We start from the raw sequence: 22,217 nt of genomic DNA, 5'->3' as shown, positions 1-22,217 counted from the left end.
CTGGGAATGACCCCGTGCACGAAATCGTTTCGACTGGCAGTTCGCCGCGCCGCATCAGGATCAGCAATGCCGTGGCGGCATTGACGATCCTGCACAGTTCCGGCTGTATGAGCCGCGCCGATCTGGCCCGGCGGCTGGGACTGAACCGGTCGTCGTCGGGGCAGATCGTGGGCGAGCTGACCCAAGGCGGTCTCGTCCGCGAGGTCGAGGACCGCACCGTCCCGCCACCGACCGGACGAATGCGGGCAGGGCGGCCGGGCATCCTGCTGGAATTGGTCCCGGACGCCGCCTTCTTCGTCGGGATCGAGATCGGGGTCGAACATATCTCGGCCGTGGTGATGGATCTGAGCGGTCGCGTGGTTCTGACCCGCAAGCGCGCCTTTGATGCGCCCTCCGCCCCGGTCGAACAGGCGGTGGCCGAAGCCGTCGATCTGGTCTTCGCGGCCATGGACCCGGTCATGGTCGCACGCTGTCAGGGCATCGGGGTTTCGGCCCCGATGCATATCCGCCCCGATGGCCGGGTCCGGCTGGCCCCGCTGATCGGCTGGCGCGATGTGGCGCTGGTCGAAATGATCCGGGCAGCGCTGCCGGTGCCTCTGCCGATCATCATCGAGAACGACGCCAACGCCTTTGCCATCGGTGACAGCTACAAGCGCGGCCCCTCGGGCGTGATCCTGTTTCTGGTCATGGAGACGGGCATCGGCGGCGGTATCCTGATCGACGGCAAGCTGTTTCGTGGCGGGCATGGGTTGGCGGGAGAGATTGGCCACATGGTCCTGATGCAGGCCGGTGACAAAACGCTGGAACAGTTGATCGGACGCGAAACGCTGGTCGGTCGCTACCGGGCCGCGACCGGGCGCAGAGACGTCGACCTGCAGAATTTCCTGACCGGCGTGCGCGACCGCGAACCCGAGGCCGTGACCATCGCCGAGGACTGGTCGCGACATCTGGCGCTGGCGCTGGTGCAAGCCTGTCGGCTGATTGACCCCGAGCGGATCGTGCTGGGTGGTTCGATCTCGGCGCTTTATCCGCTGGTCTCGGCGCGGGTGGCTGCGCATATGCGGGCGATGCAATCGGTCGATTTTCCCGCTCCGCAGATCGCGGTGGACGAGGACGCCGAATTCGGCTCGGCCTTTGGCGCGGCCTGCCTGCTTCATCAACGCTTCCTGTCGCCCGAAAGCGACGTGCTGGGCGGCACCGAGCCCGCCGATCATGACAAGGAGATTGCCTGATGCCGCTTTCCGCCGCAACGCTGGGCCCGACCGTCACGGTCGGCGAGATTCTGGTCGAGATCATGGCCACGACCGTCGGCCCCGGCTTTCTGGCCGCGCAGCCGCTGACCGGCCCCTATCCCAGCGGCGCGCCGGCGATCTTCATCGATCAATGCGGACGGATGGGTTGCCCTTCAGCGATGATCGGGGCGGTCGGCAGCGATGATTTCGGGCGGGTCAATCTGAACCGGTTGCAGCGGGACGGGGTCGATATTTCGGCGGTGGCGATCGACCCGGCCTTTCCGACAGGCAGCGCCTTTGTCCGTTACCGCGACGATGGCACGCGTGATTTCGTGTTCAATATCGCCACATCGGCTGCTGCGCGTTTTGGCTGGACCGACAGGGTCCAGCACCTGATCGCCAGCGCGGGCCATCTGCATGTGATGGGCTCGGCGCTGACCATGCCAAGCGCCTGCGAGGTGATCGATCAGGCCGTTGGCATCGTCAAGGCGCGGGGCGGCTCGCTTTCGGTGGACCCGAACCTGCGCAAGGAATTGCAGCTTGCCCCTCAGATCGAGGCCCGCTTTGCCCGGCTTGTCGCGCAGGCGGATTTGCTGCTGCCCTCGGGCGATGAGCTTGAGCGCGCGGCGGGTATCGACGGCGAAGCGGCGGCGGTCGCGCGGCTGCTTGGCATGGGGGTGGAGGAAATCGTGCTGAAACGCGGTGCGCAAGGCGCCACCTGCTTTGGCCGCGACGGCAGCCGGGTCGATGCCGCGCCGTTCCGCGTCAGCGAAATCGACCCGACGGGGGCGGGCGACTGCTTTGGCGGGGCCTATGTGGCCAGTCGCCGGTTGGGGCTGCCGGTCGAACAGGCGCTGACCTATGCCTGCGCCGCCGGTGCGCGCAACGTCACCTTCCGCGGCCCGATGGAAGGGGCGGGAACGCGCGCCGAGCTGGACGGCTTCAATGCAAGCACGCCGAGGGGTTTCTGATGCCTTTGGATCTGCTGACCTTGGCCACCATGCGGCGGCAGGGTCATGTGCGGGGCATCACCTCGGTCTGTTCGGCCCATCCGGTGGTGCTGCGCGCGGCGCTGCGCTTTGCCCGCGACCATGGCAGCGCGGCGCTGATCGAGGCCACCTGCAATCAGGTCAATCATCGGGGCGGCTATACCGGCATGCAGCCCGCAGATTTCGCCGCGCTGGTCCATGACATCGCTGCATCCGAGGGCTGTCCACCCGAACTGATCCTTCTGGGCGGCGACCATCTGGGCCCGAACCCGTGGCGCGACCGCGCGGCCGGGGATGCGCTGGCCGAGGCGGAACGGATGGTCGAGGCCTATGTCGCCGCCGGGTTCCGCAAGATCCATCTGGATGCCTCGATGGGCTGCCGGGATGAGCCCGCAGCGCTTGACGATGAAACCACCGCCCGTCGCGCCGTGCGTCTGGCCGCCAAGGCCGAGGCCACCGCGAAACGGCTGAACCTGCCGCCGCCACTTTACGTCATCGGCACCGAGGTTCCCCCGCCCGGAGGCGCGGACCATGCCATTGACGGGCTTCTGCCGACCTCGGCCAAGGCGGCAGGGCAGACGATCGCCATTCATCGTCGGGTCTTTTCCGAGGCCGGGCAGAGCGACGCCTTTGCCCGCGCGATCGCTCTGGTGGTGCAGCCCGGCGTCGAATTCGGCAACCGCAATGTCATCGCCTATGATCCGGGCCTAAGCCGCGACCTGACCGCCCTGCTGACGGATGAGCCGCAATTCGTCTATGAGGCCCATTCCACCGACTATCAGGGGCCGACAGCGCTGGCTGCGCTGGTCGAAAACGGCTTTCCGATCCTCAAGGTCGGCCCTGAACTGACCTTTGTCCTGCGCGAGGCGCTTTACGCGCTGGACCTGATTGCCTCGGACCTGTTGCCGGATTACGGCGACCGGCCGCTGCGCAACACGATGGAGGCGCTGATGCTGGCCGAACCCGGCCATTGGGCGCAGCATTACGACGGCAATGCCGATGAGCAGCGGCTGATGCGGCACTATTCGCTGTCTGACCGCATCCGCTACTATTGGACCCATCCCAAGGCGGCTGCCGCCGTCGACCGGCTGATGACGGCACTGTCTGGTCAATCCGTACCCGCGCTGCTTTTTCACCAACATTTGCCAGCTGCCCGCCATTTCGCGGGCAACCCGCTTGACCCGCAAGAGGTCCTGATCTGGCGCATTGGGCAAATTCTTGGAGCCTATCACACCGCAGGCAAGCCCGAGCCTTAAGCAAGATCGCGCCCGCATTGCCCGACCGGGGCGGCGATTTTCCGCGCCGCGGCGCTGTCTGTTAAACTTGTCAGCATGCCCTGCCTTGGCGAGTGCGGCGAAAGCTGACAGGTTTCTGCCCTGCCCGACGCCATCCGGGCAAGATCGAGCAGGACGGACCCATGACTTTTGCAACATCCGATGAGCGTTACTTTGTCAGCCTCGTCAATCAGGCCCGGCGCGCCGAAGGGCTGCCAGCGCTAAGTATCGAAAAACGGCTGAACGATTCATCCGATCGGCACAGCACATGGATGCTGGATACCGACACTTTCTCGCATACCGGGGCGGGCGGATCATCCTCGCGCGAGCGGATGCAGGCGGCTGGATTCGATCTGTCGGGCGACTGGATGACGGCGGAAAACATCGCCTATGTCAGCATTCAGGGTGAATCCGACCTGCGCGACGAGATCCGGGAATTGCACCGGATGCTGATGGACAGCCCCGGCCACTACGCCAACATCATGGGCGACGCCGCCTATATCGGCATCGGGCTGAAGGTGGGTTACCTGCACAAGGACGGGCGCGACTACAAGGTGCTGATGGCGACGCAGAACTTCGCCGATACCGACGGTTCCGTCAGGGTCGATACGGGCACGTTCGTGAAGCTTGCCGACCCGGTGGCGCAGCTTTCCCTGCCGACCAAGTCCCAATGGGCGGCGCATGCCGACGGCCAGATCTATGCCACCCCCGGCCCCAGCGAAGCGACCGCCCGCAACGATGATTTCCGGCTGACGGCGCGGAACGATACCGCCTTTGGCGCGGGCGGCGATGACTGGATGAACGGGGCGGGCGGCAATGACACGCTGCGGGGCGGCGTGGGCAATGACCGGCTGATCGGAGGGAACGGGCTGGACCTGTTGCAGGGTGGCAGCGGCAATGACAGCCTGCAAGGCGGGGACGGGAATGACCGGCTGTTCGGTGAAGACGGCAATGACCAGCTGCGCGGAGAGTTGGGTGACGATTCCCTGAACGGTGGCACAGGTCAGGACCGGCTGCTGGGCCTGACGGGACGCGATACCCTGATCGGTGGCGCGGGGAATGACACGCTGGCAGGCGGGACTGGCAATGATGTGCTGAACGGAGGGACAGGGGCCGACAGCTTTGTCTTTCATGCCGGGGATGGCGCGGACACGATCAACGGCTATCAGCGCGGCACCGACCGGCTGCTGATCGACGATGAATTGCTGGACGCAAACCCGGCCAGTTTCATCCGCGATCACATGCGCCAGACCGCGAATGGCGTCATCATCGATTTCGGTGCGGATGGGCGGATCGTCCTGCCCGGCTCAAACCTGACGGTAGCGGGCGTCGCCGATGACATCTTTGCCATCTAGGAGGGGCCTCAGCCCGATGCGGCCAGCTTTCCGCATTCGGCCAGATAGCGCCAGACCTCGGAGATGACGACCGAGCCTTCGCCAACGGCCGAGGCGACGCGCTTGACCGAACCGGCCCGGATATCGCCCACGGCAAAGATGCCGGGCTGCGAGGTCTCGAACAGGGCGCTGCGACCGGCGGCCGCGCCGGTCAGGATGTAGCCTGCCTCGTCCAGCCGGACCAGACCCGACAGCCAGCCGCAATTCGGCGCGGCTCCGGCCATAATGAACACCCCGCAGCAATCAATGCGGTCGGACGCGCCATCTGTTTTGGCGATCTCGACGCCTTGCACGCAATCACCGCCCTGCAGCGACGCGATGCTGGTGTTGTAATGGATGGTGATGGCGGGGTCGGCGGCAAGCCGACTGGACAGGTAATCCGACATGGATGTCGCCAGCGTCCCGCCCCGGACCAGCAGATGCACATGGCTGGCGCTGCGTGACAGGAACATTGCCGCCTGTCCCGCGGAATTGCCGCCGCCGACCACGATGGCGGTGGCATTGCGGCAGCGCCGGGCCTCAAGCTCGGTCGCGGCGTGGTAGACGCCCTTGCCAAGGAAGTCCTCAAGGCCGGGGATCGCAAGCTGGCGGTATTGCACGCCAGTGGCCACGACCAGCGCGCGGGCGCAGATCTGGGTGGTGCAATCCAACGTGACGCAGAACAGCCCGTCCTCGGCCTGCGACAACTGGATCACCCGGCGCGGCATGGCAAAGCTGGTGCCGAATTTCATCGCCTGCACCTCGCCGCGCCAGACCAGATCGGCGCCCGAGATGCCGGTGGGAAAGCCCATGTAATTCTCGATCCGGCTGGAGGTTCCGGCCTGACCGCCGACCGCCATGTCCTCGATGACCAAGGCGCGCAGCCCCTCGGCCCCGGCATAGACGCCCGCCGCGACCCCGGCCGGGCCGCCGCCGACGATGATCACGTCGAAGACCTCGCCGGGTTCGGCGCGCAGGTCCAGACCCAGCCGCTGCGCGACCTTCAGCGGCGTCGGCGCGGCGATCACGCCGCCCTGCCCAAAGATCACCGCCGGTTCGCCCGGCGCGATGCCGCATTCAACGGCGATGGCGCGGGCCTCGGAGCAGTCCAGATCATAGGCGCGCACGGGAATGCGGTTGCGACCGGCGAATTCCTCGATGCGGCGGACATCGCTGTCCTGATCCGTGCCGATCAGGGTCAGCCCGGTGGCGCGCTGTTCCAGCTGCAGGCGGCGGCGCGCGGCATAGACGGTGATGACGATATCCGAAAGCTCGGGCACCTCGGACATCAGCCGCAGCATCGCCTCGCGCGGGACGGCGATGGCACGGGTGTCGCGGACCGCCCGCATCGGCAGGGCATAGACGCCACCGGCCAGAAAGGCGATTTCCCCGGTGAATTGCGTGGGCCCAAGGGTCGAGGCCAAGCCGCGCTGGCGGGAATAGGGGTGCAGGATCTCGATCTCGCCTTCCTCGACATAGAGGAACTGGTCCATCGGCTGCCCGATTTCGGCGATCACCTGGCCTTCGGCAAAGCTGGCCTCGCGGCCGATCCGCCGCAACGCCTCGACATGGGCCGCGTGAAGCGGGGTGCGTTGCATCTGTCGCAGGTCATGGCCGATCGCTTCCATGGCGGGGTCCCCCTACAGGAATTCATCATCCGCGAAACAATAGCTCCAGCGCTCGCGCGGCTCCATCGAGCCGACGATCGGGTGGCGGGTCGTCTGCCAGTGGCCACGGGCATGGCGGTTGGGCGAACTGTCGCAGCAGCCGATATGGCCGCAGGTCAGGCAGATGCGCAGATGCACCCAACGCGACCCCATCGCCACGCATTCCGGGCAGACGGTCCCGGGCTTTTCCGTCTCGGGCGGGATATCGAGCTTGATCTGGTCGGTATGTGAGCACGCCAATTTGGGCCTCCATCACGCGATACAGCGAAAGCCTGCGCCACATGACGATAAAATCAAGCCCTGCCTGCAGCGAGGTGGAAATTACGACGCCTTACCAGCGTGGACGCGGGCACAGATTGTCCTGCAGCAGGATCTCGATGCGGATTTCCTCTTGCGAGGCGATCGGCGGGCGGCCATCGCAGCGGGCGCGCATGACGCGGATGGCGCTGCGGACCAGATGGCCGGGGTTCTGGGCGATCACCGCGTCCAGCTGGCCATTCAGCAGCAGCGCCTCGGTGAACTCGGTGCGTTCATGGGCGACGATGACCTGACCGGCTGGATCGCGGGTGTCGGCGATGGCTTCCAGCGGCAGGCGTGCTTCCGAGGCAAGGACATAGGCGCCCAGTATATCGGGATGATTGGCATAGGCATTGTGCAGGATCGCCCGCGTCCGTTGCCTGTCGCCATGCGTCTCCAGCGAGGGCAGGGCGGTCAGGCCCGGGAAGTCCCGCGTGATGACCTGATCGAAGCCCTGCCGTCGCTCGACGCTGTCGCGGGCATTCATCGTATCCGCGATGACCAGGATCTGGCCGGGCCGCGCGGCACAGAAACGCCCGATCAGTCGCCCCGCCGTCGCCCCGGCAGCGCGGTTGTCGATGCCCACGGCATCGGCCCCGATGTCTGAGGTCTGCCCCGAGAGGAATCGCACGACCTGCACGCCGCGATCCTGCAACCGCGCCATCGCATCGCGGACCTGTGGCGATTCCGGTGCAAGGATCGCCACGCCGTCCAGATCCTCGGGCGACAGCTCGGCCAGCATCCGGGCAATCTGATGCGGGTCGCCACCGATGCCACGACGTTTCTGAATCTGGATGCCTTCGGGGGCAAAGGCGGATGCGGCCTCGGCAATCTGGGTTTCCAGCGTCGACAGAAAGGCATCGCCCGCCACCGGCAGCAGGAAGGCAAAGCGATAGACGCGGCCCCGTGCCAGATTGGCGGCGGAAAGATTGCGCACAAAGCCGATCCTTGCGATCGCCTCGTGAACGGCCGTCACCGTTTCGGCCCTGACCCCGGCGCGCTCGTTCAGCACGCGATCCACTGTGGCCAGGCTGACACCGGCGGCGCGGGCCAGATCCTTGGTCGTCGGGCGCATCACTTCCGCGCATCTCCTCATCCATCCGTTCTTCTGCCCGCTTACAACGAATCTGAGGTGCGTGCATCATAATTTTGTTGCGATGATGTGCGCACCTCAATTATGAATATTTCACCAGAGAGTCGCGGCAGGGAGGCCGCGCATTGGGGAGGAACATCGATGACACGACAGCTGATTCTATCGGCTGCAGCCGCCGCGCTGGTTTCCGGTGCGGGTGCGGTGCATGCCGACGACCTGACCCTGTGCTGGGCCGCCTGGGACCCCGCCAATGCTCTGGTCGAGCTTTCCAAGGATTTCGAGGCCCAGTCCGGCCACAAGATGAGCTTCGAGTTCGTCCCATGGACCAGCTTTGCCGACCGCATGCTGAACGAACTGAACTCGGGCGGGCAGCTTTGCGACCTGATGATCGGCGACAGCCAGTGGATCGGCGGCGCGGCCGAGAACGGCCAATACAAGAAGCTGAACGATTTCTTCGCCGCCGAAGGGATCAGCATGGATGACTTCATCCCGGCGACGGTGGCGGGCTATTCGGAATGGCCGAAAGGCACGCCGAATTACTGGGCGCTGCCCGCATTCGGCGATGTCGTGGGCTGGACCTATCGCAAGGACTGGTTCGCCCGCCCCGAGCTGCAGGCCGAATTCAAGACGAAATATGGTCATGATCTGGCCCCGCCCAAGACGCTGGATGAGCTGAAGCAGATCGCCGAATTCTTCCAGAACCGCGAGATCGACGGCAAGACCGTCTATGGCGCCGCGATCTATACCGAGCGCGGTTCCGAAGGCATCACCATGGGCGTGACCAACATCCTGTACAATTACGGTTTCGAATACCAGAACCCGGCCAAGCCCTATGACCTGCAGGGCTTTGTCAACTCACCGGATGCGGCGAAGGGGCTGCAATTCTACAAGTCGCTTTACGATTGCTGCGTGCCGCCGGGATCGTCGGACTGGTACATGTCAGAGGATATCGACGCCTATAAATCGGGCCAAGTGGCGCTGCAGATGAACTTTGCTTTCATCTGGCCCGGCGTGAATGCCGATCCGAATGTCGGCGGCGACAAGTCGGGATACTTCCCCAACCCCGCCGGTCCCAAGGGCCATTTTGCGCAATTGGGCGGGCAGGGCATCTCGGTCGTATCGAACACCAACAGCCCCGATGCGGCGCTGCAATATATCAAGTGGTTCGCCCAGCCCGAAGTGCAGAAGAAATGGTGGGAGATGGGCGGCTATTCGGCGCTGAAATCCGTGGTCGAGGACCCCGGCTTTGCCACCAGCCAGCCCTATGCACAGACCTTCCTCGACAGCATGGCGATCGTGAAGGATTTTTGGGCCGAGCCCGCCTATGCCTCGCTGCTGCTGGCGATGCAGCAGCGCGTCCATAACTACGTCGTCGCCGGAAACGGCACCTCGCAAGAGGCACTGGACGGTCTGGTCGCCGACTGGACCGAGATCTTCGAGGATGAAGGGAAGTTCTGATCCCGACGCGCGCTCCCGCTGCGGGGGCGCGCCCATCCTGACGAAAGGACCCGGCATGCAAAGGACATCCATCGAGCGTGTGGCCGCGGCCACGCCTGCGCCGGTTGCACGGCGGTTGACCGGCCTGTCGGACCGCGTCATCGCATGGATCTTCGTCGCGCCGACGATCTTCCTGCTGCTGGCGGTGAACATCTTTCCGCTGATCTGGACCATCCGCCTTAGCTTTACCAATATGCGGGTGAACCGCCCCAATGAGCCCGTCGAGTTCGTGGGCCTGCGCAACTACCAACGCATCCTGACCGATCCCGACATCTGGCAGACCATGCAGGCGACGGCGCATTTCCTGTTCTGGACGCTGGCCCTGCAAATCGTGATCGGCTTCGCGCTGGCGTGGCTTATCAACCGCAAGTTTCGCGGCAATGACCTGTGGACCACGATCATCGTTTTGCCGATGATGCTGTCGCCCGCCGTGGTGGGCAACTTCTGGACCTTCCTTTACCAGCCGCAGATCGGGCTGTTCAATTATGCCGTGGGCTTCCTGACCGGCGCCGATCCGTCCAGCTTTTCGATGATCGCGGATGTGCGGCTGGCCCCTTGGGCGATCATCATCGTCGATACGTGGATGTGGACGCCCTTCGTCATGCTGATCTGCTTGGCCGGGCTGCGATCCATTCCGGCGTCCATCTATGAGGCGGCGGAATGCGACCGGGCCAGCAAATGGCGGCAATTCTGGACCATCACCATCCCGATGGTGCTGCCCTTCCTAATGCTGGCGGTGCTGTTCCGGGGCATCGAGAATTTCAAGATGTTCGATCTGGTCGTGCAACTGACCGGAGGCGGGCCGGGCAATACCACCGAGCTGACCTCGATCAACCTCAAGCGCGAGGCGTTTGAAAAGTGGCGTACGGGCTATTCCTCGGCCTATGCGATCATCCTGTTCGTGACGGTCTTTGGCCTTGCCTCGATCTATGTGAAGGCGCTGAACAAGGTGAAAAGCCGATGAGCTATTCGATCACCGAACCGTCGCGCGCGCAGAAATGGATGGCTGGCATTCTGGTCGTCGCTTACGCAGTGATCACGCTGCTGCCGCTGATCTGGATCATCGCGACCGGGTTCAAGTCGCCCTCGGATTCCATCGCCTATCCGCCGAAGCTGTTTTTCACCCCTACGCTTGAGGGCTACGTCAACCTCTTCACCACCCGCACAAGGCAGACCGCCGAGTTCCTCGCCGCGAACCCGCCCCAGACATGGTATCAGGAGATCGTCGCCAAATACGGCATGGTCATCGCCGGGCCGTCGCGCTTTGGCGAGCGGTTCCTGAATTCGGTCATCATCGGCTTTGGCTCGACCTTCCTGTCGGTGTTTCTGGGCACGCTTGCCGCCTATGCCTTCTCGCGCTTCAAGGTGCCGCTCAAGGACGACCTTCTGTTCTTCATCCTGTCGACCCGGATGATGCCGCCGATCGCGGTGGCGATCCCAATCTTCCTGATGTTCCGGCAGTTGGGCCTGTCGGACACGCATCTGGGGATGATCCTGCTTTACACGGCGGTGAACCTGTCGCTGGCGGTCTGGCTGCTGAAGGGCTTCATCGACGAGATCCCCCGCGAATATGAGGAAGCCGCGCTGATCGACGGCTACACCCGCTTTCAGGCCTTCCGAAAGGTGGTCCTGCCGCAGGCGGCGACCGGCATCGCCTCGACCGCGATCTTTTGCCTGATCTTCGCCTGGAACGAATATGCCTTCGCCGTGCTGCTGACCAGCGGCAATGCCCAGACAGCACCGCCCTTCATCCCGACGATCATCGGCGTCGGTGGGCAGGACTGGCCTGCGGTCGCGGCGGGGGCGACGCTGTTCCTGCTGCCGGTCATGGTCTTCACCATCCTTCTGCGCAAGCACCTGCTGCGCGGGATCACATTCGGGGCGGTGCGCAAATGAAATCCTTCCTGTCCGGCATGGTCCGGTTCCGCCGCGGGTCATGGGAAATGCTGGCCTCCATCCTGATCGCGCTCGGGGTGGTGATGCTGATGCAGCCCTGGTTCATGTGGGCCTTTACCTGGTCCTTCCTTGTCACGCTGACCGGCACGGTGATGTTCATCGTCACCAGCCATTTCCCGGAATAGCGCATGGCCCAGATCCGCATCGAAAACATCCGCAAGGATTTCGGCAGCTTCACCGCCGTGCAGTCCTCGACCTTTACCATCGAGGATGGCGAATTCTTCATGCTGCTGGGGCCGTCCGGCTGCGGCAAGACCACGACCTTGCGGATGATGGCAGGGTTGGAACTGCCGACCTCGGGCAGCATCCATATCGACGGCGAGGAGGTCGCGCAGAAGCCCGCCAGCCAGCGCGACATCGCCTTTGTTTTCCAGATGTTCGCGCTGTATCCTCATATGAATGTGGGGCGGAACATCTCCTATCCGCTGCTGTCGCAAGGCATGCCCAAGGCCGAGGCCAAGGCGCGTGTCCTTGAAGTGGCCAAGATCCTTGGCATCGAGAATATCCTTGATCGTCCGGTTGGAGGCCTGTCCGGGGGCGACCGTCAGCGCGTGGCGCTTGGCCGCGCCATTGTCCGCCGCCCCAAGGCATTCTTCATGGACGAACCGCTTGGCGCGCTGGACGCCGAATTCCGCGAACATATGGCCGAGGAGTTGCGCGCGCTGCATGACCGGATCGGTGCCACCACCGTCTATGTCACCCATGACCAGCTAGAAGCCATGCAGATGGGCGACAAGATCGTGGTGATGAACCATGGCGTGGTCGAGCAGTTCGGCGTCCCGCAGGATATCTATGACTGGCCCGCGACGATGTTTGTCGCGGATTTCATCGGCTCGCCGCCCATGGGGTTCCTGCGTTTTCAGGGCTTGGTCGGCAATGGCGCGGATCGCGTCCGGCTGGGGGATTGCGACATTCCCGTGCCCGTCCAGCGCGAAGGGGCCGAGGGGGCCTTGGTTCTGGGCATCCGCCCCGAGCATGTGCATCTGGACGATGCCGCGCCCTATCGCGCCGAAGTGCTGGCGGCAGAATATCTGGGCACGACCCAGATCGTCACGCTGCGCACGGCGCATGGCCTCATCAAGGCGCGGCTGCCGTCCAGCACCCCAGTCCGCGCCGGAGAACAGATCGGGCTGCGGTTCGACCCGCGCAAGATCACGCTGTTTCGCGCCGACAAGGGCCGCGCCCTGCGCTCGGCTGCGAATGAAAGGGTTCTGGGCCATGGCTGAGATCACGCTCTCCGGTATCACCAAACGCTTCGGGCCGATTACGGCGCTGGATGACGTGTCGCTGACTGTCCCGGACGGGGCCTTTGTCGTGCTGCTGGGGCCGACCGGGGCGGGCAAGACCACGCTGTTGCGGCTGGTCTCGGGGCTGGACCAGCCGGATGCGGGGCGGGTCCAGATCGGCGGGCAGGATGTCAGCACGGCCACGCCTGCGCAGCGCAATGTCGCGATGGTGTTCCAGCAATATTCGCTTTACCCGCATCTGACGGTGCGCCAGAACCTTGAATTCCCGCTGAAATCCCCATTGCTACGTCTTCCGCCCGAGCAGATCGCCCGCAAGGTGGGTGAGGTGGCCGAGGTCCTTCAGATCACGCATAAGCTGGACAACAAGGCCACGGCACTGTCCGGGGGTGAGATGCAGCGGGTTTCCATCGGCCGGGCGCTGGTGCGCAATCCCGCCGCCTATCTGATGGATGAGCCCTTGTCATCGCTGGACGCGAAGCTGCGGGCCGATCTGCGGATCGAACTCAAGCGCATCCAGCACGATATGGGCGCGACCTTCCTTTACGTGACCCATGACCAGATCGAGGCCATGACCATGGCCACCCATGTCGGCGTGCTGGATCATGGGCGGCTGGTACAATTCGGCCCTCCGCGCCAGATCTATGAGGACCCGGTCAGCATTCATGCCGCCAGCCGACTTGGTCAGCCGCGCATCAATATCCTGCCCGCGACGCTGTTTGGCCCGGCACCTGCCGGGGCCGCTCATATCGGGCTGCGCCCCGAACAGATCCGGCAGGGCGAGGGCGAGGACAGTTTCGTGCGTCGGGTCGAGCATCTGGGCGACCAGACCCGGCTGCATCTGAGCTTCCACAACCATGACCTGATCACCGTGACCGATGCCCATACCGGGCTGAAATCCGGCGATATCGTCCGCATCCGCCCCGAGAAGCCGCTTTATTTCGACGCTTCCGGCGCCCGCATTCATCAGGAGTAAGCCATGACCCAGTTCATCAACCGCAGGGAAGACATCGTGGCCGAGGCGATTGACGGCCTTGTCGCGGGCTCGGGCGGGAAGCTGACGCGGCTGGACGGCTATCCCCATATCCGCGTCGTGCTGCGCGCCGAGCGCGATCCGGGCAAGGTCGCGCTGGTCTCGGGCGGCGGCGCGGGGCATGAGCCGTCCCATGCCGGTTTCGTGGGGCGCGGCATGTTGACGGCGGCGGTTTGCGGCGATGTTTTTGCCTCGCCCTCGGTCGATGCGGTTCTGGCAGGGATATTGGCGGTGACCGGCCCGGCGGGCTGCCTGCTGATCGTCAAGAACTATACCGGCGACCGGCTGAATTTCGGCCTTGCGGCGGAACGGGCGCGGGCCTTTGGGCTGAAAGTCTCGATGGTGGTGGTGGGCGATGACGTGGCCCTGCCCGACACGCCGCAGGCGCGTGGCGTCGCGGGGACGCTGTTCGTCCACAAGATCGCGGGCGCGCTGGCCGAAAACGGGGCCGATCTGGCCACTGTGACCGAAGCCGCCGAACGGGTGATCCGCGCGACGCGTTCCATCGGCATGTCTCTGGACACCTGCACCGTCCCCGGTGCCCCCAAGGAGGACCGCATTCCCCCCGGTCAGGCCGAACTGGGCCTGGGCATCCATGGCGAAGCCGGTGTCGAGCAGGTCGGCTATACCGACGCCCGCGGCGCAATGGCGATGGTCGCGGAAAAGCTTGCGGCCGCGATGGGGCCGGGACCGCATGTGGCGCTGCTGAACAATCTGGGCGGTGCATCGGTGCTGGAAATGCAGGTGCTGGCGCATGAGCTGGGGCAGTCCTCGATCGGGGCGGGGATCAGCCATCTGATCGGACCGGGTGCGCTGATGACCTCGCTGGATATGAGGGGGTTTTCGGTCTCGGTTCTGGCGGCGACGGGGGCCGATCTGGCGGCGCTTGAGGCCCCCGCCGCGCCGAGCGCATGGCCGGGCGTCCGGGCTTTTGGCGCGGTCGCGCCGCTGGATCTGCCCGACGGGCTGAAGCCGATCAAGCCCTTGCCCTCGGCCCATCCCCAGACCCGCGCCTTTCTGACCCGCTGCTGCGAGATCCTGATTGCCGCCGAGGCTGACCTGAACCTGCTGGATGCCAAGGCAGGCGACGGCGATACCGGATCGACGCTGGCCGGGGCGGCGCGGGCGCTAATCGGGGCCATGGATGCGCTGCCGCTGGCCGATCACACCCAACTGTTCCGCGCCATCGGGCTGGAGCTCAGCCAGACCATGGGCGGCTCGTCGGGGGTTCTGCTGGCGATCTTCTTTGCGGCAGCGGGGGATGCTGCGTCCAGCGGCGCATCAACGCCCGAGGCGCTCAAGGCCGGTCTGGCCCGGATGCAGCAGATCGGCGGGGCGGGTCTGGGCGATCGCACCATGATCGACGCATTGCATCCGGCGCTGGAGGTGCTGGCCGAGGGTGGCCTGCCCGCCGCTGCCCGCGCCGCCCGCATGGGTGCAGACCGAACCGCCAGCATGACCCGTGCCAAGGCCGGTCGTGCCGCCTATCTGAACGAAGGCCAGCTGCGCGGCCAGATCGACCCCGGTGCCGAAGCCGTCGCGCGCCTGTTCGAACATCTGGTGCAGGACTGAACTGTCCCCCGCAAAGGCAGCGGCGCGAGGTTGCGATGCCTCGCGCCGCCATCGATCACGGCCAGCCTGTCAGGCCTTTCGCCCTTAGAGGTCCCAATCGGGGGCAAGTCCGGCGGGACTAACCAGCCGTCCGTCGGGACGGGCAAGGGCGCGGATTGCCGCCATGTCCTCTGCCTCAAGTGCGAAGTCGAAGATTGCGAAGTTTTCTGCGACGCGGGCGATATTCGCGGTCTTTGACAGGGCGATGACGCCATCCTGCTGCACCAGCCAGCGCAGCCCGATCTGGGCCGGAGTCTTGCCATATTTCGCCGCAATGGCCCCGATGACCGGATCGCCGATGACCTTGCCATCGGCCATGCCGTAATAGGCGGTCACGGCCAGACCTGCCTCGCGCCCGGCGGCAAGAAGATGGGACTGGTCCAGATAGGGGTGCAGTTCGACCTGATTGGTGACGATGGGCGAGGCGCTGAGCCGGATCGTTTCCTGCATCTGCTGAATGTTCTGGTTGCTGACCCCGATATGCCGGGTCTTGCCCGCGTCCTTGACGGCGTTGAGCAGCTCGACCTGCTGCGCCACAGGAACCTTGTCGCCCGGCCAATGCAGCAGCAACAGATCGACCTGATCGACCCGCAGTTTATCCAGACTTTCATCAACGGACGCGGCGAAGCGGTCGACCGTGTAATTGTCGACCCAGACCTTGGTGGTCAGGAACAGCTCGTCACGCTTTGCGCCCGCTTGTTCCAGCGCACGGCCAAGCGCCGCTTCGTTGCCATAGATCTGCGCGGTGTCGAAATGGCGAAAGCCGGTGGTCAGAGCCTCGGGCACGATCCGCTCGACCTCGTCGTCGGACATGCGGAACACTCCGAAGCCAAGGGCCGGTATCTGTGCGCCATTGGCAGTGACGTTGAACATGGGTCTCTCCTGAGTTGGGCCGCATCTGCGGAATGGGGCGTGGTGTCGCCCTTGCCCCCAGATGACGCATCAAAGTGAACTTGAAAATCGCCCCCTTCTCCACATAATTTTGGATGCAAATTCACAGATGGGGCATCATGGACAATCGCGCCGGCGAAATGCAGGTCTTTGTCAGGGTCGTCGAGGCTGGCAGTTTCTCGGAAGCAGCCCGACAATTGCTGATGACGCCGTCGACGGTCAGCAAGCTGATCGCGCGCATGGAGGATCGGCTGGGCGCGCGCCTGATCGAGCGTTCTACCCGCCGCCTGTCACTGACAGATGAGGGGCGGCTGTTCTATGAGCGCAGCGGAGCATTGCTGTCCGAACTGGACGATATCGAACGCGAGATCAGCCTTGGCGCGGCAAGCGCGGGCGGAACGGTGCGGGTGAATGCCTCGGTCGCCTTCGGTGTCCTTGCCATCGAACCCTTGCTGCCGGAGTTCTGGCGGACATATCCCAATGTCGTCGTCGATCTGTCGCTGTCGGACGACATCGTGGACCTGTATCTGGACCGCACCGACGTGGCCTTTCGCGTCGGCAGCCTTGCCGACAGCAGCCTGCTGGCCCGCAAGATCGGCGTCGCCCATCGCAAGATCGTGGCATCGCCGGCCTATCTGGACGCACACGGAACCCCGGTCACGATCGAGGATCTGGACGGCCACAATTGTCTGGGCTTCAACTTCAGGCGGGCCGCGCCGGTCTGGCCGCTGCGTGAAGGAGGGCGCATCGTCGATCGCATGGTCGGCGGCAACCTGTTGGCCAATAATGGCGAAACCGTGCGCCGCTTTGCCTTGGCGGGAATGGGGCTGGCGCGGCTTGGCGACTATCACGTGCGCGCCGATCTGGTCGCGGGACGCCTGGTCGAGGTGCTGGCGGATGCCGGTCATGGCGACGAAGAAGACGTCCATGCGCTGTATCTGGGCGGGCAAAGGATGCCGCAGCGGATCAGGCTATTTCTGGATTTCATGGTCCCGCGCCTGCAGGCGTTCATGAAGGGCAGCGAGGATGGAAGGATCGGTGAGCCGCGACCGAGGTGACCTAAAAGCCCAGATCGCTGCCCCGATAGTGATAAATTCCCGCCAGATAGCGTCTGAGGCAGTGGCTTTCCGAGACATAGCCAAGCGCCCGTCGGTCCTGCGAAACGACGGGCAGAACGGTCAGGCGCGAGGCTGCGAAGGTCTGGAGGACATGTCGGACATCATCTGCGGGTCCGATTTCGGGTCCCGGCGGGTCGGTCAGATCGCCCAGGATCAGCATCTCTGACAGATCGTTCAGATCGGGGTCATGCGCGCGCGCGGTTTCCAGCATCCCGGCATAGGTGCCGTCATGATGTGACACGCCGATCCATTCGGTGCTGCCAAGCGGCAATGCCTGACGCAGGCTGGCAAGCGGCATCTGTATCGGAAATGTCGGGATGTCGCGATGCATCAGTCTGGCCGCCGTCAGGCCCGAGATCCAGCCGATGTCATGTGCGCCGCGCAGGGTCAGCCCGCGCAGGTGAAAGCGCCAGGTCGAGAAGGAATAGCCAAAGGTCAGCCGCACCAGCATCGCCGACAAAGCCGCCACCGCGATCAGCACGGGCGCAGCCGCAAAGCTGCCGGTCGTCTCGATCACCAGAAAGCTGATGGTCAGCGGTGCGCCGACGATGCCTGCGCCCGTCGCGGCCATGCCCGCCAGCAGGAACAGCGCCCGAGGACCGTCATGCGCGGGCAGAAGCACACCCGCAAGCTGCGCAAAACACGCCCCCAGCAGCGCCCCCAGCAACAAGGCCGAGTTGAACAGCCCGCCGCGAAATCCGGCTCCGATCGAGACCGCCGAGGCCAGCATCTTGGCCAGCAGCAATGCCAGCAGCACCGTCAGACTTAACCGGAATTCGAAATGCCATTGGATCGGGCCCAGCCCCGCGCCAAGGATTTGCGGCGAATACAAGCCCAGCAGCCCGATCATCACCCCGCCAACGACCGGCAAAAGCCACTGGGGAATGCGGCTGCGCCTGAGCAATCTCTCGGTCAACCCGACCGAGGTCATGGCCAGAACCGCAAGTGCCGCGCCCAGCAGCGCCAGAAGGATCAGAAGCAGGAAGTCCAGTGGCGCAGGCTCGGGATGGGGCGGGATCACGAAGACCGGGCCGTGATGCCCGGCCACCATCAGCACCAGCCATGCACAGATCGAGGCGGTGACGACCGGCGCAAGACGACGGGCGGAAAGTCCGCCATGCACAAGCTCGAACCCATAGAAAATCCCGGCAAGCGGAGCGTTGAATGCGGCGGTGATGGCGGCCGCAGCGCCTGCCGTCACCATGGTCCGGCGATTGTCGCGAACCATTCCCAACCTTCCTCCGACGGCGCTGAAGATCGCCGCGCCGATCTGACTGTAGCCCGCCTCCATCCCGACCGAGGCCCCGGCCCCGTTCGAGACAAAGGTCAGCGCGGTCAGCCGTGTCGAACCGCGCAGCGACATGCGCCCGCCATAAAGCGCGTTCGCCTCGATCGGGTCGGCGACCCGTCCACCCAGCGCGGGCAGCAGCCGCAGGATCATCGCAAGGGCCCCGCCGCCCAGCAGCGGCACCAGAACGACGCGCCACTGCGCGATCCGAAGCTGCGCGCCCAGCGTCACGCCGGGGTAAAGATCAAAGGCAAGCCGCTGCATGAAGGCCACGCAGTCATGCAGCACCAGCACCAGCATGGCCACCGCGCAGCCCGCGATGGCACAGCACAGGATCAGTCCGATTTCGGAACGGCGCAGGGTCCGAAGCGCACGAACCCGCACCCTGCGGATGAGGGTTTTCCGGCGAGGCATCTTGAGGGCGCGTCCTTGCGTCTAGGCGTCCAGCGCCGTCGCCTCGGCTGGCGCGCTGAAGCGGGCCAGCAACCGCCGCTGGGCTTCCAGCTCGGCCTCATCCCAATAGCCGATGATGACGCCGGTGCGCAGCGTCGGATCACCGCCCGCGTGCAGCAGCGCATCATCCGCCGTGAACCAGTCATCCGGGACCGTGATCCGATTGCGGGCCGAGGCATACCAGCGCATCAGCGCCGCCCGCAGCCGGGCGATGGTCGCGGCCTGATCCGGCGCCTCCCCCAGATCGACCAATTCGCCGGGGTCGTTTTCCATGTCGAACAGCATCGGTCGGAAACCGGGAACCTCGATCATCTTGAAGCGGCCATCGGTGATCATCACCATGCGGCTGTCCTGAACGCTGCGGCCAAGTTTGACCCGCACGCTGTCGGGCGCAAAATCGTATTCCGAAACGGCGTGGCGGCGTGGCCATGCCTGTGCTTCGCCCCGGAGCAGCGGCAGCAGCGACAGGCCCTCAAGCACATGCGGTCGTGGCGCGCCGCCGAAATAGTCCAGAAAGGTCGGCGCAAGGTCGATCATCTCGACCAGCCGGTCGCAGGTCGTGCCGCGCGTGCTGTCGGCAGAAGGCGAGGGGTCGCAAACGATCATCGGCACCTTCGCCGAGACATCGTGGAACAGGTATTTTTCGCCCAGCCAGTGATCGCCCAGATAGTCTCCATGATCCGAGGTAAAGACGATCATCGTCCGATCGCTCAGGCCCTTGCGGTCAAGAAAACCGAACAGCTCCCCAAGCTGATCGTCGATCTGCTTGATCAGCCCCATATAGGCCGGGATCACGCGGCGGCGCACTTCGTCGCGCGAAAAGTTCCGCGAATAGCGTTCCTGGGTAAAGGCGGCATAGACCGGATGCGGGTTCGCCAGCTCGGCCTCGGATCGAATGGCGTCCTGAACGTCATCCGGGCCGAACATGTCGTGATAGGGCGCCGGGACGATATAGGGCCAATGTGGCTTGATATAGGACAGATGCGCGCACCATGGCCGCCCGTCGGCCTCGGCCTCGGTGATGAACTCCATCGCGCGGCGCGTCATGTAGGGCGTCTCGGACATGCTCTCGTCGATGCGGGCGGGCTTGTCGGCATGGACCAGCAACCAGCCGCTGTGATCCTCGCCATTCGGGCCTTCGGCGGAATTGGCCCAATGCTCCCACGGGTTGTCGGCCTGATGGTCGCCGTCGCGCAGATAGCGGTCATAGGGCACGTCACCGTCATAAGGCCCCGAGGGGTGCAGCCCGTCGTCACGCTCCCACGGTTCAAACCCGCATTGCGAGCTATGGACGCCGATAAGGGAATCCGGGTCGATGCCCAGACGCTCCATGCCTTCGGTATCGGCGACCATATGGGTCTTGCCGATCAGCACGCAGCGCACGCCGTTCTCGCGCAGATGATCGCCCAGCGTGGGCTCTCCGACGCGCAGCGGCACGCCATTCTGGGTCGAACCGTGCGAGCGCACATAGCGCCCGGTATAGGCCGACATGCGCGAGGGGCCGCAGATCGTCGACTGCACATAGGCATTGGTGAACCTGACCCCGCGCGCCGCCAGCCGGTCGATATTGGGCGTGCGCAGCGTCGGATGACCGGCGCAGCCCAGATAGTCGAAACGCAGCTGGTCACACATGATCCACAAGACATTCATGGGTTTCGCGCTCATTTCGCGTCCTCCTGCGCGCGGTAGTGCCAGAACAGCCAGCGTTTCTCGAAAGCCAGGATCAGGGTGTTCACGACCAGCCCGGTCAGCGAGATGAAGAAGATCCCGGCAAGCCCGCCCGCGATCTGGAAATTCTCTTGCTGGCGTTGCAGGAAGACGCCGATCCCGTCCGTGGCCAGCAGGATTTCCGAGGTGACCGAGACCAGCAGCGCCGCGGCGACAGCCATGCGTACGCCGGTCGCGATCATCGGCAGCGCCGCGGGCAGATCGACACGCAGCATGGTTTCGAACCTGCTTAACCGCAGGGACCGTGCCACCAGATTGGCCATCTCATTCTGGGTCTTTGAGGCCTCATAAGTGTTCATCAGCAGGGGAATGGCGGCGGCAAAGGCGATCATGGTGATCTTGGCCGCGTCGCCCGTTCCGGCAAACAGCATGACCAGCGGCACGATAGCCGGCGGCGGCAGTGTCGCCAGCATGTCCATCACCGGCTCGAACAATTGCCCGATGATCCGCAGGCGGCCCAGCATGATGCCCAGCGGCACGGTAATCGCGGCCGCGACCGCAAAGCCGATCACGACGCGGGTCAGTGTGGCGCCAAGCTGGACCATGATGGTGCTGAAATTGTGCCAGATCGCCTGCGCGACCTTGGCAGGCCCCGGAAACAAGGGCGACGAGGTCGAGGCAGCGGCCAGCGCCCAGATTGCGACCACGATCAGCGGCATCAGGATCGGCGCGTAATCGGCCGGTTTGCGAAGCGGTATCATTTGGAAGCTCCGGTTTGACGGACATGCCAGCCGGTCAGGACGCGTCGCGCCAGATTGACCAGCAAGGCCAGCAGCACGCCGTTGAACATGGTGACGAACATCAGGGCGTAGGTCTCGGGGATACGGATCGAGAAGCTTTTGCGGACCAGCAGAAAGCCGATGCCGTCGCGACCGGCCAGCATCTCGGCCACGACTACGGCGATCAGACTGACCGCGGCGGCATAGCGGATGCCCGCGAAGATCTGCGGCATGGCCGCCGGCAGCTTGATGCGAAACATGATCGCTGCGGGCGACAGGCCCAACATCCGTCCAGTCAGGATCTGTTCGCGCGGGACGGCGCGCAGGGCTGCGGCACCGTTCAGATACGGCCCCCAGATTGAGACCAGAAGGATGATGAAGATGTAAAGCTTGATCCCCAGCCCCAGCGCAAAGATCGCCATCGGCACCACCGCGGCGGGCGGAACCGGTTGCAGCAGGCTGGAAATCGTCCGAAATCCGCGGTCGAAGAACGGCGAGGCATCCGACAGCAGGGCCAGAGCAATCCCCGCGACCGAGGCAAGGACAAGCCCGGTCAGCGCCCGGCCCAGCGTCAGGATCTCGTTGCGGGGCAGCTCGCCAGTGGCGATCATCTGGCGCGCGCCGTCGATGATGGCAGGAATGCCGGGAAAGAACTTGGCGGGAACCGCTCCGCTCAATGCGACGGCCTGCCACAGCGCCAGAACAAAGATCAGGGAAACGGCCCCTCGGGACCAAAGCAATGCGCGCGTCATGG

General features: G+C 64.7%; 20 protein-coding genes. 12 read left to right on the top strand and 8 right to left on the bottom strand.

The genetic code is table 11. The features are described from left to right. Window positions 1–14: 14 nt before the first annotated feature. The 4 genes from GL300_RS19220 to GL300_RS19205 all read left to right on the top strand — a co-directional run bounded on the left by GL300_RS19220 (window position 15) and on the right by GL300_RS19205 (window position 4,850). Window positions 15–1,232 (top strand): ROK family protein, encoded by a 1,218-nt coding sequence (locus GL300_RS19220; protein ID WP_211595214.1) that lies wholly within the window; start codon window positions 15–17, stop codon window positions 1,230–1,232. Continuing rightward, window positions 1,232–2,203, top strand: a complete 972-nt coding sequence (locus tag GL300_RS19215; protein WP_155041314.1) for a tagatose kinase — start codon at window positions 1,232–1,234, stop codon at window positions 2,201–2,203. Before GL300_RS19220 ends, GL300_RS19215 begins: the two co-directional genes overlap by 1 nt. Continuing rightward, window positions 2,203–3,477: a class II D-tagatose-bisphosphate aldolase, non-catalytic subunit gene (locus tag GL300_RS19210; protein ID WP_155041313.1), complete on the top strand. Its 1,275-nt coding sequence runs from the start codon at window positions 2,203–2,205 to the stop codon at window positions 3,475–3,477. Before GL300_RS19215 ends, GL300_RS19210 begins: the two co-directional genes overlap by 1 nt. Window positions 3,478–3,638: 161 nt before the next feature. Next, on the top strand, window positions 3,639–4,850 hold the full coding sequence (locus GL300_RS19205) for a CAP domain-containing protein (protein ID WP_155041312.1): 1,212 nt from the start codon (window positions 3,639–3,641) through the stop codon (window positions 4,848–4,850). A gap of 8 nt (window positions 4,851–4,858) precedes the next feature. Here GL300_RS19205 and GL300_RS19200 read toward each other — a convergent pair whose 3' ends face one another. The 3 genes from GL300_RS19200 to GL300_RS19190 all read right to left on the bottom strand — a co-directional run bounded on the left by GL300_RS19200 (window position 4,859) and on the right by GL300_RS19190 (window position 7,907). Beyond that, entirely contained in the window at window positions 4,859–6,496 is a 1,638-nt protein-coding gene (locus GL300_RS19200; protein WP_155041311.1) for an FAD-dependent oxidoreductase, read from the bottom strand. Between the two features lie 12 nt (window positions 6,497–6,508). Beyond that, complete coding sequence (locus GL300_RS19195) at window positions 6,509–6,775, bottom strand: UBP-type zinc finger domain-containing protein (RefSeq protein WP_155041310.1); 267 nt, start codon at window positions 6,773–6,775, stop codon at window positions 6,509–6,511. A 91-nt stretch (window positions 6,776–6,866) separates the two neighbouring features. Further along, a complete protein-coding gene (locus GL300_RS19190; protein WP_155041309.1) occupies window positions 6,867–7,907 on the bottom strand; it encodes a LacI family DNA-binding transcriptional regulator in 1,041 nt (346 codons plus the stop codon). 159 nt (window positions 7,908–8,066) lie between these two features. On the opposite strand from GL300_RS19190, the gene GL300_RS19185 reads away from it, so the two are divergent. The 7 genes from GL300_RS19185 to GL300_RS19155 are packed head-to-tail and all read left to right on the top strand — an operon-like array spanning window position 8,067 to window position 15,227. Beyond that, a complete protein-coding gene (locus GL300_RS19185; protein ID WP_155041308.1) occupies window positions 8,067–9,383 on the top strand; it encodes an ABC transporter substrate-binding protein in 1,317 nt (438 codons plus the stop codon). A 55-nt stretch (window positions 9,384–9,438) separates the two neighbouring features. After that, on the top strand, window positions 9,439–10,386 hold the full coding sequence (locus GL300_RS19180) for a carbohydrate ABC transporter permease (RefSeq protein WP_155041307.1): 948 nt from the start codon (window positions 9,439–9,441) through the stop codon (window positions 10,384–10,386). Beyond that, window positions 10,383–11,318 (top strand): carbohydrate ABC transporter permease, encoded by a 936-nt coding sequence (locus GL300_RS19175; RefSeq protein WP_155041306.1) that lies wholly within the window; start codon window positions 10,383–10,385, stop codon window positions 11,316–11,318. Before GL300_RS19180 ends, GL300_RS19175 begins: the two co-directional genes overlap by 4 nt. Continuing rightward, complete coding sequence (locus tag GL300_RS19170) at window positions 11,315–11,503, top strand: hypothetical protein (RefSeq protein ID WP_155041305.1); 189 nt, start codon at window positions 11,315–11,317, stop codon at window positions 11,501–11,503. Before GL300_RS19175 ends, GL300_RS19170 begins: the two co-directional genes overlap by 4 nt. A gap of 3 nt (window positions 11,504–11,506) precedes the next feature. Beyond that, window positions 11,507–12,604 (top strand): ABC transporter ATP-binding protein, encoded by a 1,098-nt coding sequence (locus GL300_RS19165; RefSeq protein WP_155041304.1) that lies wholly within the window; start codon window positions 11,507–11,509, stop codon window positions 12,602–12,604. Then, on the top strand, window positions 12,597–13,598 hold the full coding sequence (locus tag GL300_RS19160; protein WP_155041303.1) for an ABC transporter ATP-binding protein: 1,002 nt from the start codon (window positions 12,597–12,599) through the stop codon (window positions 13,596–13,598). The genes GL300_RS19165 and GL300_RS19160 overlap by 8 nt, the downstream gene beginning before the upstream one ends. A 3-nt stretch (window positions 13,599–13,601) precedes the next feature. Then, complete coding sequence (locus GL300_RS19155) at window positions 13,602–15,227, top strand: dihydroxyacetone kinase subunit DhaK (RefSeq protein ID WP_155041302.1); 1,626 nt, start codon at window positions 13,602–13,604, stop codon at window positions 15,225–15,227. Window positions 15,228–15,311: 84 nt separating this feature from the next. Here the strand turns inward: GL300_RS19155 and GL300_RS19150 are convergent, their stop codons facing one another. Beyond that, a complete protein-coding gene (locus tag GL300_RS19150; protein ID WP_155041301.1) occupies window positions 15,312–16,139 on the bottom strand; it encodes an aldo/keto reductase in 828 nt (275 codons plus the stop codon). Between the two features lie 137 nt (window positions 16,140–16,276). Here GL300_RS19150 and GL300_RS19145 point away from each other — a divergent pair, with 137 nt between their 5' ends. Beyond that, window positions 16,277–17,215: a LysR family transcriptional regulator gene (locus GL300_RS19145; RefSeq protein WP_155041300.1), complete on the top strand. Its 939-nt coding sequence runs from the start codon at window positions 16,277–16,279 to the stop codon at window positions 17,213–17,215. Window position 17,216: 1 nt separating this feature from the next. Here the strand turns inward: GL300_RS19145 and GL300_RS19140 are convergent, their stop codons facing one another. The 4 genes from GL300_RS19140 to GL300_RS19125 are packed head-to-tail and all read right to left on the bottom strand — an operon-like array spanning window position 17,217 to window position 22,215. After that, window positions 17,217–18,977, bottom strand: coding sequence for a chloride channel protein (locus GL300_RS19140; RefSeq protein ID WP_155041299.1), 1,761 nt, complete (start codon window positions 18,975–18,977; stop codon window positions 17,217–17,219). Between the two features lie 21 nt (window positions 18,978–18,998). Further along, window positions 18,999–20,681: a sulfatase-like hydrolase/transferase gene (locus GL300_RS19135; protein WP_155041298.1), complete on the bottom strand. Its 1,683-nt coding sequence runs from the start codon at window positions 20,679–20,681 to the stop codon at window positions 18,999–19,001. Continuing rightward, on the bottom strand, window positions 20,678–21,445 hold the full coding sequence (locus GL300_RS19130; RefSeq protein WP_155041297.1) for an ABC transporter permease: 768 nt from the start codon (window positions 21,443–21,445) through the stop codon (window positions 20,678–20,680). The genes GL300_RS19135 and GL300_RS19130 overlap by 4 nt, the downstream gene beginning before the upstream one ends. Continuing rightward, window positions 21,442–22,215, bottom strand: coding sequence for an ABC transporter permease (locus GL300_RS19125; RefSeq protein ID WP_155041296.1), 774 nt, complete (start codon window positions 22,213–22,215; stop codon window positions 21,442–21,444). The genes GL300_RS19130 and GL300_RS19125 overlap by 4 nt, the downstream gene beginning before the upstream one ends. Between the last annotated feature and the right edge of the window lie 2 nt (window positions 22,216–22,217).

The organism is Paracoccus litorisediminis, from assembly GCF_009711205.1.
Taxonomy (GTDB): Bacteria; Pseudomonadota; Alphaproteobacteria; order Rhodobacterales; family Rhodobacteraceae; genus Paracoccus; species Paracoccus litorisediminis.
Note: the sequence above shows the minus strand (reverse complement) of the source record. Positions and strands in the feature narration are given on the sequence as shown.

Excerpts from the sequence above, each read along its gene's own strand:
- GL300_RS19210 (WP_155041313.1), top strand. The coding sequence starts at position 2,203 with ATGCCTTTGGATCTGCTGACCTTGGCCACCATGCGGCGGCAGGGTCAT.
- GL300_RS19145 (WP_155041300.1), top strand. The coding sequence starts at position 16,277 with ATGGACAATCGCGCCGGCGAAATGCAGGTCTTTGTCAGGGTCGTCGAG.
- GL300_RS19190 (WP_155041309.1), bottom strand. The coding sequence starts at position 7,907 with ATGCGCCCGACGACCAAGGATCTGGCCCGCGCCGCCGGTGTCAGCCTG.
- GL300_RS19200 (WP_155041311.1), bottom strand. The coding sequence starts at position 6,496 with ATGGAAGCGATCGGCCATGACCTGCGACAGATGCAACGCACCCCGCTT.
- GL300_RS19125 (WP_155041296.1), bottom strand. The coding sequence starts at position 22,215 with ATGACGCGCGCATTGCTTTGGTCCCGAGGGGCCGTTTCCCTGATCTTT.
- GL300_RS19185 (WP_155041308.1), top strand. The coding sequence starts at position 8,067 with ATGACACGACAGCTGATTCTATCGGCTGCAGCCGCCGCGCTGGTTTCC.
- GL300_RS19135 (WP_155041298.1), bottom strand. The coding sequence starts at position 20,681 with ATGAGCGCGAAACCCATGAATGTCTTGTGGATCATGTGTGACCAGCTG.
- GL300_RS19150 (WP_155041301.1), bottom strand. The coding sequence starts at position 16,139 with ATGTTCAACGTCACTGCCAATGGCGCACAGATACCGGCCCTTGGCTTC.
- GL300_RS19130 (WP_155041297.1), bottom strand. The coding sequence starts at position 21,445 with ATGATACCGCTTCGCAAACCGGCCGATTACGCGCCGATCCTGATGCCG.
- GL300_RS19180 (WP_155041307.1), top strand. The coding sequence starts at position 9,439 with ATGCAAAGGACATCCATCGAGCGTGTGGCCGCGGCCACGCCTGCGCCG.
- GL300_RS19175 (WP_155041306.1), top strand. The coding sequence starts at position 10,383 with ATGAGCTATTCGATCACCGAACCGTCGCGCGCGCAGAAATGGATGGCT.
- GL300_RS19170 (WP_155041305.1), top strand. The coding sequence starts at position 11,315 with ATGAAATCCTTCCTGTCCGGCATGGTCCGGTTCCGCCGCGGGTCATGG.
- GL300_RS19155 (WP_155041302.1), top strand. The coding sequence starts at position 13,602 with ATGACCCAGTTCATCAACCGCAGGGAAGACATCGTGGCCGAGGCGATT.
- GL300_RS19165 (WP_155041304.1), top strand. The coding sequence starts at position 11,507 with ATGGCCCAGATCCGCATCGAAAACATCCGCAAGGATTTCGGCAGCTTC.
- GL300_RS19160 (WP_155041303.1), top strand. The coding sequence starts at position 12,597 with ATGGCTGAGATCACGCTCTCCGGTATCACCAAACGCTTCGGGCCGATT.
- GL300_RS19215 (WP_155041314.1), top strand. The coding sequence starts at position 1,232 with ATGCCGCTTTCCGCCGCAACGCTGGGCCCGACCGTCACGGTCGGCGAG.
- GL300_RS19205 (WP_155041312.1), top strand. The coding sequence starts at position 3,639 with ATGACTTTTGCAACATCCGATGAGCGTTACTTTGTCAGCCTCGTCAAT.
- GL300_RS19140 (WP_155041299.1), bottom strand. The coding sequence starts at position 18,977 with ATGCCTCGCCGGAAAACCCTCATCCGCAGGGTGCGGGTTCGTGCGCTT.